We start from the raw sequence: 14,873 nt of genomic DNA on the forward strand, positions 1-14,873 counted from the left end.
GGCTGCGCCCGCGACGTCCTGGGTCCCGGACCGGACGCCGCGCTGCTGGCCCCCGCCGTGCAGCACCGGGACGACCCGGGCGTCCCGCGCGAGCACGAGGGCACCGGTCGCGATCGGCCCGCCCACCTTGTGGCCGGAGACGCTCACGGCGGCGAGTCCGGCTCCCCCGCCCGAGCCGGACGCCCGGCGGCGTCCGCGATCGCGAGAGGGAGGTGGCCGAACGCGGCGACGGCGTCGAGGTGCAGCGGCACTCCGGCGTCGGCGCAGACCGCCGCGAGCTCGACGACCGGCGCGATCGTGCCGATCTCGTTGTTGACCCACAGCGCCGACACCAGCGCGACGGACGCGGGGTCGCGGGCGATCGCCGAGGCGAGCACCTCGGGGCGCAGGACGCCCTCGGCATCGAGCTCGAGCCACTCGATCGAGGCGCCCTCGTGCTGCGCGAGCCACTCGACGCTGTCGATCGTCGCGTGGTGCTCTCCCCCGGGCACCAGGATCCGCCGCCGGGCCGGGTCCTCGGCGCGGCGCTGCCAGTAGAGGCCCTTGAGCGCGAGGTTGATCGCCTCCGTGCCGCCCGCGGTCAGGATCACCTCGACGGGCTCGCAGCCCAGCGATCCGGCGAGGATCTGGCGCGCGTCCTCGAGGCGGCGGCGCGCCTCCTGCCCGGCGCCGTGCACCGAGGAGGGGTTGCCCGGGCTCTGCGAGGCCTCGACGAAGGCGGCGAGCGCCGAGGCGCGCATCGGAGTCGTGGCCGCGTGGTCGAGGTAGATCACCGCTGTCCCCCGTCCGCGTGCGGGCGCGGAGGAGGTCTCCGGCCCTTCACTACTGTAAGTCGCATGACCTCTCACCACCCTCTGTCCCGGCTCGGCGTGACCGTGGACGGGGAGGGCGGCGAGCTGCGGGTCTGGTCGGCGAACGCGAGCGCCATCGACCTCCTGCTGTACGACGAGAAGGACCCCGCCTGGGTCGCGCGCACGGTGCCGCTCGTCCGGGGCGAGGGGGACGTCTGGTCGGCCCGGTCGGCGCTGCTGACGCCCGGGCGCCGGTACGCGATCCGCGTCGACGGTCCGGAGGGACCGCGCCACCGGTTCGATCCGCGGACGGCGCTGCTCGAGCCCTATTCGAAGGGCCTGCTGCGGGTCGCCGAGAACGAGTGGCGCTCGGTCGTCGTCGACGACTCCTTCGACTGGGGCGGCTCGGTGAAGCCCGGCACGCCGTGGGACCGCACCGTCGTCTACGAGGCGCACGTGAAGGGCCTCACCAAGCTCAACACGGCGCTGCCCGTCGAGCTGCGGGGCACCTACGCGGGGCTCGCGCACGAGTCGACCGTCGCGTCGCTCCTGGAGCTCGGAGTGACCGCCGTCGAGCTGCTGCCGGTGCACGCCTTCGTCTCGGAGCAGCGGCTGCTGCGGCAGGGGCTCACCAACTACTGGGGCTACAACACGCTCAACTTCTTCAGCCCTCACGCCGCCTACGCCTCTCCCGCGGCGCAGCGCGGAGGCCCGACCGCCGTGCTGCGGGAGTTCAAGGGCATGGTGAAGCTCCTGCACGAGGCGGGCCTCGAGGTGATCCTCGACGTCGTCTACAACCACACCGCCGAGGAGGGGCCCTCCGGCCCGCGCTCGAGCCTGCGCGGCATCGACGACGCGAGCTGGTATCGCCAGACCGACGAGGGCCACTACGTCGACGTGACCGGATGCGGCAACACGATCGACTTCGGACGGCCCGTCGCGCAGCGGATGGTGCTCGACTCCCTCCGGTACTGGTCCTCCGAGGTCGGCATCGACGGCTTCCGCCTCGACCTGGCCGCGACGCTCGGCCGCGACGAGAACGCGCACTTCCGCTCCGACCACCCGCTGCTCGTCGCCGCGGTCGAGGACCCGGAGCTCGCCGACGTCAAGATGATCGCCGAGCCGTGGGACGTCGGCATGGGCGGCTGGCAGACGGGGAACTTCCCGGCCGGCTGGTCGGAGTGGAACGACCGCTACCGCGACCGGGTCCGCAACTTCTGGCTGTCGGACATCGACTACGCCCGTCGCGCCGGCACGGCCCCCGTCGGCATCGGCGGTTTCGCCACCCGCCTGACCGGGTCCTCCAACACGTTCTCGGCCGAGCGCGGCCCGCTCGCCTCCGTCAACTTCGTCACCGCGCACGACGGATTCACGCTCGCCGACCTGGTCTCCTACAACGTCAAGCACAACATCGGCAACGGCGAGTCGAACCGCGACGGGTCGGACAACAACCGCTCCTTCAACCACGGCTTCGAGGGACCCACTTCCGACGAGGGCGTCACCCTCGCGCGCCGCAAGGCCATGCGCAACCTGCTCGGCACGCTCCTGCTCTCGGCGGGAGTCCCGATGATCACGGCGGGCGACGAGTTCGGCCGCAGTCAGCGCGGCAACAACAACGCCTACTGCCAGGACTCGGACCTCACGTGGCTCCGATGGGACAGCCGCAGCGAGTGGCAGCTCGAGCTGCGCGAGCACGCGCGCACGCTCATCCGGCTCCGCCGCGAGCATCCGGCGCTGCGCCCCTCCCGCTACGGGCGCGAGGGCGAGGTGACGCCGAGCGCGAGCACGATGCACTGGTTCGACGTCCACGGCCGTCGGATGTCCGAGCACGACTGGACCTCGGCCGGGAACCGGACGATGCAGTACCTCGCCACCTCCACCCCCGAGACCGAGGAGCTCGATCGCGTCCTCCTCGTGGTGCACGGGGTCGAGCACGAGACGAGCGTCGTCCTCGCCGCGAGCGAGGGCGTCACCGGCTACACCCGGCTGTGGAGCAGCGACGAGCCGGTGCCCCTCGAGCACGGCGAGTCGTTCGAGCCGGGCCAGGTGATCCGCGTGGCGGGCACGTCGATGCAGCTCTTCGCGGCCCATGCGGCGGAGGCGTCCTCCTCCGGAGCGGTCGCCTGATGGCGCGGAGCGGTCCGGGCACGCCGGCGACGGTCGCCCTGGCCGCTGCGGGCATCCCGTTCACGCCGCGCGAGTACCGGCACGATCCGGCGACGACGGGCTACGGTTCCGAAGCCGCCGAGGCCCTCGGAGTGGAGCCGGACCGCGTGTTCAAGACCCTGCTCGCCGATGTCGACGGCGAGCTCGTGGTCGGCATCGTGCCGGTCAGCGGCTCGCTCGACCTCAAGGAGCTGGCGGCGGCCCTGGGCGGCAAGAAGGCCGCCATGGCCGACCCGGCGCTCGCTCAGCGGCGCACCGGCTACGTGCTCGGCGGCATCTCGCCCCTCGGCCAGAAGACGCGCCACCGCACCGTGCTCGACGAGACCGCCGAGCTGTTCGACACGGTCCTCGTCTCGGGCGGGCGGCGCGGCTTCGACATCGAGCTCGCTCCGGCCGACCTGATCGCCGCGACCGGGGCGATCACGGCCGCCATCGGCCGCTGACGGCTCAGCCCGCGGCCGCGACGAGCCCGAGCTCGGCGGCGCGCGCCAGCAGGGGGTGCCTCGGCACCACCCGCACGGTGTAGCCGAAGGTGCCGCTGCGATCCAGCTCGACCACTCCGGCGTACGGCGTCCGCCCGACGGCGTCGGCGGGCACCACGGCCCCCGCGGCCTCGGCGACCTCGAGGTCCTGGCTGCGCACGTCGGTGAGCGAGCCGTCGGGCGCGGTCGTGCCGTAGACCACCTGCACCGTCACGTCCTCGGGCGAGAGCTCGCCGAGCAGCACCCCCGCGCGGACGGCCAGCCGGTCGCCCCGCTGCGGGACGGCGTCGATCCCGCCCGACTCGACTGAGGCGACCGCCACTCCCGGCCAGCCGGCCCGCACGCGGCGCTTCCACGCCGACAGCTCCTTGGCCGGCTCGAAGTGGTCGACGGCGACCGCCCGGTGCGCCTCGGCCGCCGGACGGTAGAGGGACTCGACGTACTGCTGCACCATCCGCTCCGCCGACAGCTCGGGCGAGAGCGTGGCGAGCGTGTGGCGGATCGAGCGGACCCAGCGGCGCGGCACTCCGTCATGGTCGCGCTCGTAGAACCGGGGCACGACCTCGCTCTCGAGCAGCTCGTAGAGGGCGTCGGCCTCCAGTGTGTCGCGCGCCTCGGGATCGAGGGCGCGGTCGGAAGAGGGGATCGCCCAGCCGTTCTCGCCGTCGAAGTACTCGTTCCACCAGCCGTCGAGGATCGACAGGTTCAACGAGCCGTTGAGCGCCGCCTTCATGCCGGAGGTGCCGCACGCCTCCAGCGGCCGCAGCGGGTTGTTGAGCCAGACGTCCGTTCCCGGGTAGAGCAGCTGGGCCATGGCGATGTCGTAGTCGGGCAGGAACACGATGCGGCGGCGCACGTCCGCCTCCTGCGCGAAGCGGACGAGGCGCTGGATGAGCCGCTTGCCCTCCTCGTCGGCCGGGTGCGACTTGCCGGCGATGACGATCTGGATCGGGCGCTCCGGATGCGTGAGCAGGGCGCGCAGCCGCTCCGGATCGTGCAGCATCAGCGTCAGCCGCTTGTAGGTCGGCACCCGTCGGGCGAAGCCGATGGTCAGGACGTCCGGGTCGAGCATCTCGTCGAGCCAGCCGGGAGTGAGACCGCCGGGGTTCTGCTCCCGCCACGACCGCGCCGCGCGCACCCGGGCGTCGCGCACGAGCTGCTCCCGAAGGGTGCGCCGGGCCGCCCAGAGGTCGTAGTCGCTGAGGGCCCCGGAGGACCAGTCGGCGCGCGTGGTGTCCTCGGTGCCGAGTCGCTCGCGGGCGAGGGCGGTCAGCACCGGGTCCGTCCAGGTCGGCGCGTGCACCCCGTTCGTGACCGAGCCGATCGGCACCTCCGACGTGTCGAACCCCGGCCAGAGGCCCGAGAACATGCCGCGGCTGACCTCGCCGTGCAGCTGGGAGACGCCGTTCGAGCGCTGGGCGAGGCGGAGCCCCATCACCGCCATGTTGAAGACGTGCTCGGAGCCGCCGTCGTACGACTCGGCGCCGAGCGCGAGCACGTCCTCGACCTGGACGCCCGGGAGCAGCTCGGTCGAGAAGTACTCCTGGATGAGCCCGCGGTCGAAGCGGTCGATGCCGGCGGGCACCGGGGTGTGCGTCGTGAAGACGGTGGAGGCGCGGACGACCTGGAGAGCCTCGTCGAAGGCGAGGCCCGACCCGATCAGCCCCGAGATGCGCTCGAGCCCCTGGAAGCCCGCGTGCCCCTCGTTGGTGTGGAACACCTCCGGGAGCGGGGTGCCCGACACCTCGGACCACAGCTCGAGAGCGCGCACACCGCCGATGCCCAGCAGCAGCTCCTGCAGCAGCCGGTTCTCGCCGCCGCCGCCGTAGAGGCGGTCGGTGACCGAGCGGAAGGAGTCCTCGTTCTCGGGGATGTCGGTGTCGAGCAGGAGGAGGGTCACCCGGCCCACCTCGGCCCGCCACACGCGCGCGTACAGCGCTCGGCCGTCCGGCAGCGCGAGCACGATCCGGGCGGCCGAGCCGTCGGCGAGCCGGACGACGCGCAGCGGCAGTCCGTCGGGGTCGAGGGAGGGGTACGACTCGATCTGCCAGCCGTCGGCCGAGAGGCCCTGCGCGAAGTAGCCGGACCGGTAGAAGAGCCCGACGCCGGTCAGCGGGACGCCGAGATCCGACGAGGCCTTGAGGTGGTCGCCCGCGAGGATCCCGAGACCGCCGGAGTACTGCGGGAGAGCGGCGGCGATGCCGAACTCGGGAGAGAAGTAGGCGAGGGAGCGCGGAGCCGACTCCGGCAGCGACTGGTACCAGCGCGGCTCGGTGCGGTAGCGCTCGAGCTCCTCGCGCAGACGCCACGCGTCCTCGACGAAACCACGGTCCTGCGAGAGCTCGGCGAGCCGCTCCGGGCTGACGGCGCCCAGCAGCGCGGTCGGGTCGGCTCCTCCCCTGCGCCAGAGCGCCGGATCCACGCGCTCGAACAGGCGGCGGGTGGGCTCGTGCCACGCCCAGCGCAGGTTGCCGGCGAGCTCGCCGAGCGCGGAGAGCTCGGGCGGCAGGACCGAACGGACGGTGAAGCGGCGGATGGCCTTCACGGCACTCCTCGACTCTCTGCGGATCCCGGCGTGCACGGGCGCAGAGCGCCGGGGGTCGCGCGCGCTCGCACACCCTAGCGGACCACGACGGCTCGGGAGCGGGCGCACCCGGGACCGTTTGCACAGGCCCGAGTGCGGGCGCAAGCGGCGTGCCGAAGCACGCCCGGGTCGCTACTGTCGTGACGTGGCTCAGACACCTTTCGGCACGTCCTCACACGGCAAAGACGCACGGCGAGCGGCCCGCGGGCGCCCCGTTCCGACCCCCGAGGCGGTGACGCCTCCCGAACCCGCGCCGGTGGCGGAACCGGCGGCACCGGCCCCCGTCGGCAGCGGATACCGCACCCGCGCCGAGCGCCTCCCGATCATCGACCCGCAGCCGCGGCTCGAGGACGACCGCTGGCCGGCGAAGGCCTTCGTCGGAGAGGTCGTGCCGTTCGCGGCGACCGCGTTCCGCGAGGGCCACGACCTCATCGGCGTCGACCTGCTCCTCACATCGCCCTCGGGCGATGAGTCCGAGCACCGCATGAGCCTGATCGCGACCGGCACCGACCGCTACGGCCGGCTCGTGCGCCTGGACGCCGAGGGCGACTGGACCTACCGCATCCGCTCCTTCGCCGACGACTGGGCGACCTGGCTGCACACGGCCGAGATCAAGATCCCGGCCGGCCTCGATGTCGACGTCACCTTCGCGGTGGGCGCAGGTCTGCTCCGCTCGGCCGCCGGGGACGAGTCGCGCTCGGGAACCGAGCGCACCCTGCTGGCCGACACGGCGGCGAGCGTCGCCGACACCTCGCTCTCTCCGGAGGCGCGCCTGGCGGCCGCCGAGGACGCCGCGGTCCACGGGGCGCTCACGGCGCGTCCGGTGATGAGCCTCTCCAGCCTCTCGGAGCCGCGCGTCGTGCACGTCGAGCGCACCCGCGCGGGCGTCGGCGCCTGGTACGAGTTCTTCCCGCGCTCCGAGGGCGCGGTGCGGAACGAGGACGGCACGGTCACCAGCGGGACCTTCCGCACCGCTGCCGAGCGCCTGCCCGCCGTCGCCGCGATGGGCTTCGATGTGCTGTACCTGCCGCCTATCCACCCGATCGGCCGGACGTTCCGCAAGGGTCCGAACAACACCCTGAACGCCGGTCCCGCCGATCCGGGCTCCCCGTGGGCGATCGGAGCGGCCGAGGGCGGCCACGACGCGATCCACCCCGACCTGGGCACCGTCGAGGACTTCACCGCCTTCCACGACGCCGTGAAGGAGGCGGGCCTCGAGCTCGCGCTCGACTTCGCGCTGCAGGCCTCGCCGGACCACCCGTGGGTGACGAGCCACCCGGAGTGGTTCACGACCCTCCCGGACGGCACGATCGCGTACGCCGAGAACCCGCCGAAGAAGTACCAGGACATCTACCCGATCAACTTCGACAACGATCCCCAGGCATCCGCCAGGAGTCGCTGCGGATCCTGCGCTACTGGATCTCGCTCGGAGTCCGGATCTTCCGCGTCGACAACCCGCACACGAAGCCGCTCGACTTCTGGGAGTGGATCATCCACGAGGTCAACGCCGAGCACCCCGACGTCGTGTTCCTCGCGGAGGCGTTCACGCGCCCCGCGATCATGCGGGCCCTGGGCAAGGTGGGCTTCCAGCAGTCGTACTCGTACTTCACCTGGCGCAACACCAAGGAGGAGCTCGAGGAGTTCTTCACGAGCATCTCCCACGAGACGGCCGACTACATGCGGCCGAACCTCTTCGTGAACACGCCCGACATCCTCACCGAGTACCTGCAGTACGGCGGACCGGCGGCCTACAAGGTGCGCGCGGCCCTCGCCGCCACGGCCTCGCCCCTCTGGGGCGTCTACGCCGGCTACGAGCTCGTCGAGAACGTCGCGCGCCCCGGCGCCGAGGAGAACATCGACAACGAGAAGTTCGAGTACAAGACGCGCGACTGGGAGGCGGCGGCCGCCTCCGGACGCTCGCTCGCCCCGTACATCACCCGGCTCAACGAGATCCGGAAGGCGCACCCCGCTCTCGCGCAGCGCCGCAACCTCCAGGTGCACCGCAGCGACGACGAGGCGATCATCGTCTACACGAAGCACCTGCAGAAGGAGTTCACGGGCACCGGGACCGCCGACACCCTGATCGTCGTGGTCAACACCGATCCCCACTCGGCCCGCGAGACGACCGTGCACCTCGACCTGCCCGCACTGGGACGGGAGTGGGGCGACTCGTTCCAGGTCGAGGACCTGATCACCGGGGCCGTCTGGACCTGGTCGAGCGACAACTACGTGCGGCTGGACTCGTTCGTCGAGCCCGTGCACATCCTGAGCGTGAAGGCGGACGAGCGATGAGCGCAACCACCCCCGGCGACGAGGCCGCCACCCCGGCCGAGCAGGCGGGCCTCGCCCCGCGCGTCGAGACCGTCGTGACGACCGGCACGAGCTCGGCGACGACCACGGGCACGGGAACCGAGGAGGCCGCGGCCCCGTCGGCCGAGGAGTCGAGCGCCACTCGCGCGGCTCCGTCCGACTCGGTCGTCGAGGGGTCCTCGGGCATCGAGCTCCCCGTCATCGAGGAGTGGATCCTCCAGCAGCTCGCGACCGGTAGCAACGCGCTCCCCCACCACGTGCTCGGCCAGCACGTCGTCGCCGCTCAGGGCGTCGCCGACCCGGTGACCGTGGTGCGGACCCGGCGTCCCCTGGCCGACAAGGTCGTCGCGGTGCTCTCGACCGGTGCGCGCGTCGAGCTCACGCACCTCCACGACGGCATCTGGCAGGGCTTCCACATCCTGGGTCCGCAGGCGTACACGATCGAGGCCCGCTACGGCGACGGCGGCGAGTGGACGGCGGAGGACCCCTACCGCTTCTCGAAGACCGTCGGCGACTTCGACCTCTACCTCATCGGCGAGGGCCGCCACGAGCGGCTCTGGGAGGCGCTCGGCGCCCGTCACCGCGAGCACGAGGGGGTCTGGGGCACGTCGTTCTCGGTCTGGGCCCCGCACGCCCAGGCGGTCCGCGTGGTCGGCGACTTCAACCAGTGGAGCGGCGAGGGCCACGCCCTCCGCAACCTCGGCGTCACCGGCGTCTGGGAGATCTTCGTCCCGGGTCTCGAGCCCGGCGCCCCCTACAAGTTCGATCTGCTCTCGCGCGACGGGCACTGGGTGCGCAAGGCCGACCCGATGGCCCGCTCGACCGAGGTGCCGCCCGCGACCGCCTCGCGCATCGCGGTCTCGCACCACCAGTGGAGCGACGGCGACTGGATGGCGCATCGCGCGGCGGTCGACCCGCACACTCAGGCGCTCAGCGTCTACGAGATGCACCTCGGCTCGTGGCGCCCCGGCCTCGGCTACCGCGATCTGGCGGATCCGCTCATCGAGTACGTCACCGAGCTCGGCTTCACCCACGTCGAGTTCATGCCGCTCGCGGAGCACCCGTTCGGAGGCTCCTGGGGCTATCAGGTCACGGGGTACTACGCGGCGTCGAGCCGCTTCGGCACCGCCGACGACCTGAAGTACCTGATCGACCGGCTCCACCAGGCCGGGATCGGCGTCATCGTCGACTGGGTCCCCGGTCACTTCCCGAAGGACGACTTCGCCCTCGCGCGCTTCGACGGCGAGCCCCTCTACGAGCACCCGGACTGGCGCCGCGGCGAGCAGATGGACTGGGGCACCTACGTCTTCGACTTCGGTCACACGCAGGTCCGCAACTTCCTCGTCGCGAACGCCCTCTACTGGCTCGAGGAGTTCCACGTCGACGGCCTCCGCGTGGACGCGGTCGCCTCGATGCTCTACCTCGACTACTCCCGCAAGGAGGGCGAGTGGCTGCCGAACGAGCACGGCGGCCGCGAGCACCTCGAGGCGATCAGCTTCCTGCAGGAGGTGAACGCCACGGCCTACAAGCTCTACCCCGGCATCATGATGATCGCCGAGGAGTCGACCAGCTGGCCGGGCGTCACCCAGCCCACCGTCTCGGGCGGTCTCGGCTTCGGGCTCAAGTGGAACATGGGCTGGATGCACGACTCGCTGAACTACATGGCGAACGATCCGCTCTGGCGCCAGTACCACCTGGGCGAGATCACCTTCTCGTTCGTCTACGCCTTCAGTGAGAACTTCGTCCTGCCGATCAGCCACGACGAGGTCGTGCACGGCAAGGGGTCGCTGATCCAGAAGATGCCCGGCGACCACTGGCAGCAGCGCGCGAACCTGCGGGCGTACCTCGCGTTCATGTGGGCGCACCCGGGCAAGCAGCTGCTCTTCATGGGCCAGGAGTTCGGCCAGTACTCCGAGTGGTCGGAGGAGCGGGGCCTGGACTGGTGGATCCTCGACCAGCCCGCGCACCGCGGTCTCTTCGATCTCGTCGGCCAGCTGAACCGCGTGTACCGCGAGACGCCGTCGCTGTGGGAGCTCGACTTCGATCAGGCGGGCTTCGAGTGGATCGACGGCGGCTCCGCCGCTCCGAACGTCATCTCGTTCCTGCGCAAGGACAAGCAGGGTCGGCCGGTCGCGGTGATCGTGAACTTCTCGGGTTCGCCCGTGCACGGCTACCGGGTCAGCCTGCCCGTCGCCGGCCGCTGGGAGGAGCTCGTCAACACCGATGCCGAGATCTACGGCGGCTCGGGAGTCGGCAACTTCGGCTCCGTCGAGGCCAAGGACGAGCCGTGGTCCGGCCGCCCCGCCTCCGCCGAGGTCGTCCTCCCCCCGCTGGCCGCCCTCTACCTGCGCCCCGCCTCCGACTGACCCTCGGCACCTCACCGGCGGGCGGAGCGGGCGCCCAGCGACCCTCCGCCCGCCGTCGGCGTACCACCCCACCTGAAGGTCACTTACGATCGTCCGCTGACCCTCCTCAGCGCACCCCCGCCCCGTTCCCCCGCCGAGTCGCCACGCCTCCCCATGGTCAGCGGGGCCGACCTCGGACGCTCCCCGTGGCGGAGCCGCTCGCCGCGCGCTCACCACCGAAGGACGTGCGCGACTCTCTCGGTCGCAGGGAACCACCCACAGCACGCTTGATCGCGCGGGCCGTGCGCAGCACGTTCAGACGAAGGCCCCGTGCGCAGAAACCACAATCAGAGGAGCGGCACCCGGCACGCTCACCCGAAGGAGCTGTGCGCAGCACGCTCACCCGAAGGAGCCGTGCGCAGCACGCTCACCCGAAGGAGCCGTGCGCAGCACGCTCACACATTCGACGCCTCTCCACCCGACCGCGCAGCGGAGCCCATCGACAACCTCCCGTGGACTGACCACGCGCCCTCCCGAAGGCGATGGGCGAGAAACGCGTGTCAGCGTTTCGAGCGAGCCGAACGCACCCCGCTCACGAGAACGCGACCACCCACCCAGCCGACCGCGGCGGGGCGAGCGCTCGCGCTCGCCCCGCCAGAGAACTCAGTACAGGAGACCGGTCAGCCGCGCCCTGGCCTTGTTGACGCGCGGGTCGGTCGTCCCGACGATCTCGAACAGTTCGAGCAGGCGGGCGCGCACGGCGGCCTTCCCGTCGGCGTCGAGCCGGGGGAAGATCGACAGGAGGCGGTCGAAGGCGTCCTCCACGTGGCCGCCGGAGACGTCGAGGTCGGCGACGGCGAGCTGCGCGTCGAGGTTCGACGGCTCGGCGGCGGCGGTGGAGCGCACCTCCTCCAGCGTCCTCCCCTGGAGTCGCTTCAGCAGCTTGACCTGGGCGAGGCCGGCGACGGCGAGGTCGTCACGCGGGTTCTGGGCGATGGCGGTCTCGTACTCGGTGATCGCGGCGTCGTAGTCGCCGGCGTCGATCGCGTCGTACGCCTCCTGGTGGTGCGGGGGCAGCGGAGCGGCCTCTGGCTCGGCGCCCTCCTCGGTCGGGACGCCCTCGACGGGGACCGACCCCGTCACTCCGTTCTGCGCGGCGAGCTGGAGCAGCTGCTCGAGCAGGTCGCGGAGCTGCTCCTCGGCGATCAGGCCGCTGAACAGCGGCACCGGTCGTCCGGCGATCACGGCGGCGACGGTCGGCACGGATTGCACCTGGAACGCCTGGGCGAGCTGGGGGCTGGACTCCGCGTCGACGCCGACGAGCACGAACGCCCCGGCGTACGAGACGACGACCTTCTCGAGCAGCGCGGTCATGCTCGTGCTCTGCTCGGACCAGGAGCCGCGCAGGTCAACGATCACGGGCACGCGCGAGGAGAGCTGGACGACCTGGTCGAACTCGGCATCCCCCGCGGTCAGCAGCAGCGGGTTGGCGGGGGCGGATCCGGCGGCCGCCGCTCCGGGAGCGGCGGTCGGCGCGGGCGCTGGGGCGCGCGCCGGTTCACCAGGCTCGACAGGTCGACGGCGCCGCGGAGGTTTCCGGGCAGGGGCGGGACGGCGCTCACGGCAGCTGCACCACCGAGACGAGTCCCTGGCTCCATCCGAGCATCACGATCTTCTCCTCCGATCCGACGGGCGGTACGTAGAACAACAACTGATAACCGTAGGTGGTCTCGATCCCCGTCGTCGACTTGTCGGTGCCGAGCAGGGTCTGCGAGGCACCGGAGGTCGAGACGGTCGATCCCTCCGCGGTCGGCCTGACCGTCGACACCTCGGCGATGCTCGCGGCGACGAGGGCGCCGGAGTCGTTGGTCGCCAGGGCGATGGTGGGCGAATTGCCGGCCTTGTTCGAGAACTCGATCGAGGCGGTGTCGGGCAGCGCCTCGCGGTCGGCGTTCTTCTTGTCGACGCCGACCTGGCCGCGCAGGGTGTCGCCGTCGGGCGAGAACAGCTCGGCGTACTGGCTCGCGTCGCCGGTGGCGAGGATGTCGGCGTAGGCGGCGCCGACCGCCTCCGGTGCGAGGGTCATCAGACGCGAGTCCGGCGCGACGATCGAGGTGCCGACGGTGACCGGCGCCACATCGGGGATGCGCGCGTTGGCCTCGAGCGAGATCGCGTAGTCGACCTTGTAGTCGACGCGGGGGCTCGCCTGGCTCATCATCAGCGCGATCGGCGCCGTGGTGGTGTCGGCCGGGTCGCCGACCACGGCGGTGACCAGCCGGGGCCAGGAGTCGGTGTCCTGCGGGAGGACGACGCTGACGGGCGATGCCGGGATCGCCTGGGGGGCGTCGATCGTGCCGCCCTTGCTCACGACCTCGTAGTTCGTCCGCCGCTCGGTGAGAGCCTCGCCCTGGAAGCGCTCGGCGAGGATCGCCGCATCGCGGGCCGCATCGGCGGCGGAGGCGACGTCGGCGATCGACGTGACGATCGCCTCCGCCTGCTGCGTGGTGACGACGGGGGTCGGGATCTCGGCCACGGGCTCGGCGCCTGCCGTGGAGGTCGCCGTGGCGGTGGGGGTGGCGGTGGCGCCGGCCGCGAGGTCGGGCCAGTAGTCGGAGCTGCAGCCGGCGAGCAGGGCGGTGGTGCCCAGGACGACGGGGAGCACGAGCAGACCGCGGCGGCGGCTCCGCGCGGGCGCGGCGATGGACGCCTGGATCCCTGCACGGGGACGCGGACGCCGCACCCCGCGGGGGACCTTGCCCTGCGGTCCCTTGCGGCGCGGGCCGTGCTGACGGCGCAGGTGCACGAAGGCCCAGATGTACAGGCCGAGGCCGATCAGGAGGAAGAGCGCACCGCCGGCGAGCAGCGGGCCGGCGAGCGGGGTCGCGGTGTCGACGGGCCAGCTGACCCGGATCTCGTCCGCGGCCGGGGCGGTCCCGTCGGTCGCGATCAGGAGAGAGATGTCCTCGGGCACGTCCAGTGCGACGTCGATGCTCCCCGCTCCCTCGAGCTGCTCGAGCCACAGGTCGGCGCCCCGGGGATCCACGATCTCGGCGTCGGCCGTCAGCACGTCGGCGGCCAGGTCGATCGGCGTGCCGGTCTCGGTCGAGGCGGTGAGCTCGTCGGTCTCGGCGTCGTAGCCGATCTCGTCGTACTCCGACCCGCCGACCCAGCCGAGCACGTCGCTGGTCCGGGCGTAGGTGAGGACGAGGTCGCCCTCGCCTTCCACGGTGATCGACTGCCGACCCTCGTTCGAGGCGAGGACACTGCCGTCGACGACGGCGTACGGCGCGTCCGACTCGAGGACGGTGCTCGCGGTCAGCGACTCGGGCGGAGCCCACACCGTGCGCTGACCGATGCCGAGCGCTATCAACGCGGCAGCGATGACGGTGGCGATGATGGCGAAGACGAACCGCACGAAAGTACTCCTCCTGCGTTGCCGGATCGGGGGGCGGCCTCAGCCGGTTCGGCTGGAACGGCCGGACCGGGGCACGACGGCAACAGACAAAGACAGTCCACGATAGCCGATGCCCTCGGCCCGACCCAGGAGATCCGCCGAGAGTGGGCGCGGCGGGTGCCGCGAGCGGGTGTCGCCTCCGAGCGGGGCGCCGACCGCTGACTAAACTTCCCGGAGTGCCGCGAGCGTGGCGCTGACCTTCCGGAGGAGACGACGTGGCAAGCGACGAGGCCGAATTCACCCAGGCGTTCCGCGGGTACGACCGCGACGAGGTCGACAAGGCCATCCAGGGTCTGCGGCGCGAGCTGATCCACGCGAACACCCAGGCCGCCGAGAGCGGTCGCGAGTCCAAGCGGCTCGCCTCGCGCATCGACCAGCTCGAGAAGGAGCTGCAGCAGGTCGGCGCGCCCACCTACGCGGGCCTCGGCGCGAAGCTCGAGCGCACGCTCCGGGTGGCCGAGGAGCAGTCCGAGCGGATCATCGCCCAGGCCGAGAACGACGCAGCGGCCCTGCGCCGCTCGACCCGCGACGACGGGGACCGGGTCCTCCAGGAGGCGCGCGACGAGGCCGAGCGCCTGGTCTCGGACGCGCGCCGACGCGCCGACCGCACCCGCAACGAGTCGGAGGCGCAGGCCGCCGCCACGCTCGGCAAGGCGGCGGACGCCGCGACGTGATGACGCAGGACGCCGTCCGCGAGGCCGCGGCCATCCGCGGGACGGTCGCGACCGAGGCGGCCGAGAC

At 72.1% G+C, this 14,873-nt stretch carries 8 protein-coding genes and 1 pseudogene; 5 read left to right on the plus strand and 4 right to left on the minus strand.

What is annotated here, in order from left to right; translation table 11 throughout:
- Positions 1-143: 143 nt before the first annotated feature.
- Complete coding sequence (locus B0T42_RS17170) at positions 144-773, minus strand: cysteine desulfurase family protein (protein WP_236720379.1); 630 nt, start codon at positions 771-773, stop codon at positions 144-146.
- Positions 774-836: 63 nt separating this feature from the next.
- On the opposite strand from B0T42_RS17170, the gene glgX reads away from it, so the two are divergent.
- Both glgX and ybaK read left to right on the plus strand, forming a co-directional pair.
- On the plus strand, positions 837-2,918 hold the full coding sequence (gene glgX, locus B0T42_RS17175) for a glycogen debranching protein GlgX (protein ID WP_077224244.1): 2,082 nt from the start codon (positions 837-839) through the stop codon (positions 2,916-2,918).
- Positions 2,918-3,400: a Cys-tRNA(Pro) deacylase gene (gene ybaK, locus B0T42_RS17180; protein WP_077224245.1), complete on the plus strand. Its 483-nt coding sequence runs from the start codon at positions 2,918-2,920 to the stop codon at positions 3,398-3,400. The genes glgX and ybaK overlap by 1 nt, the downstream gene beginning before the upstream one ends.
- 4 nt (positions 3,401-3,404) lie before the next feature.
- Here ybaK and glgP read toward each other — a convergent pair whose 3' ends face one another.
- A complete protein-coding gene (gene glgP / locus B0T42_RS17185; RefSeq protein WP_077224246.1) occupies positions 3,405-5,984 on the minus strand; it encodes an alpha-glucan family phosphorylase in 2,580 nt (859 codons plus the stop codon).
- Positions 5,985-6,279: 295 nt separating this feature from the next.
- On the opposite strand from glgP, the pseudogene B0T42_RS17190 reads away from it, so the two are divergent.
- Positions 6,280-8,315: pseudogene (locus B0T42_RS17190) on the plus strand (alpha-1,4-glucan--maltose-1-phosphate maltosyltransferase).
- Positions 8,312-10,699 carry a 1,4-alpha-glucan branching protein GlgB gene (gene glgB, locus B0T42_RS17195; RefSeq protein ID WP_077224247.1) on the plus strand — a complete coding sequence of 796 codons (2,388 nt, stop codon included), beginning with the start codon at positions 8,312-8,314 and terminating at the stop codon, positions 10,697-10,699. Before B0T42_RS17190 ends, glgB begins: the two are co-directional and overlap by 4 nt.
- Positions 10,700-11,341: 642 nt before the next feature.
- On the opposite strand, the gene B0T42_RS17200 is transcribed toward glgB, so the two are convergent.
- Both B0T42_RS17200 and B0T42_RS17205 read right to left on the minus strand, forming a co-directional pair.
- Complete coding sequence (locus tag B0T42_RS17200; RefSeq protein ID WP_446737392.1) at positions 11,342-12,103, minus strand: tetratricopeptide repeat protein; 762 nt, start codon at positions 12,101-12,103, stop codon at positions 11,342-11,344.
- A 193-nt stretch (positions 12,104-12,296) separates the two neighbouring features.
- Positions 12,297-14,093, minus strand: a complete 1,797-nt coding sequence (locus tag B0T42_RS17205) for a DUF8094 domain-containing protein (protein WP_077224248.1) — start codon at positions 14,091-14,093, stop codon at positions 12,297-12,299.
- A gap of 254 nt (positions 14,094-14,347) precedes the next feature.
- Between B0T42_RS17205 and B0T42_RS17210 the strand changes: the two genes are divergently transcribed.
- The gene (locus B0T42_RS17210; protein ID WP_077224249.1) at positions 14,348-14,806 is read left to right on the plus strand and encodes a DivIVA domain-containing protein; all 459 of its coding nucleotides are present in this window, start codon (positions 14,348-14,350) and stop codon (positions 14,804-14,806) included.
- The last annotated feature ends 67 nt before the right edge of the window (positions 14,807-14,873 follow it).

It is taken from the genome of Rathayibacter rhapontici (assembly GCF_001995175.1).
Classification (GTDB): Bacteria; Actinomycetota; Actinomycetes; order Actinomycetales; family Microbacteriaceae; genus Rathayibacter.

Excerpts from the sequence above, each read along its gene's own strand:
- glgB (WP_077224247.1), top strand. The coding sequence starts at position 8,312 with ATGAGCGCAACCACCCCCGGCGACGAGGCCGCCACCCCGGCCGAGCAG.
- glgX (WP_077224244.1), top strand. The coding sequence starts at position 837 with ATGACCTCTCACCACCCTCTGTCCCGGCTCGGCGTGACCGTGGACGGG.
- ybaK (WP_077224245.1), top strand. The coding sequence starts at position 2,918 with ATGGCGCGGAGCGGTCCGGGCACGCCGGCGACGGTCGCCCTGGCCGCT.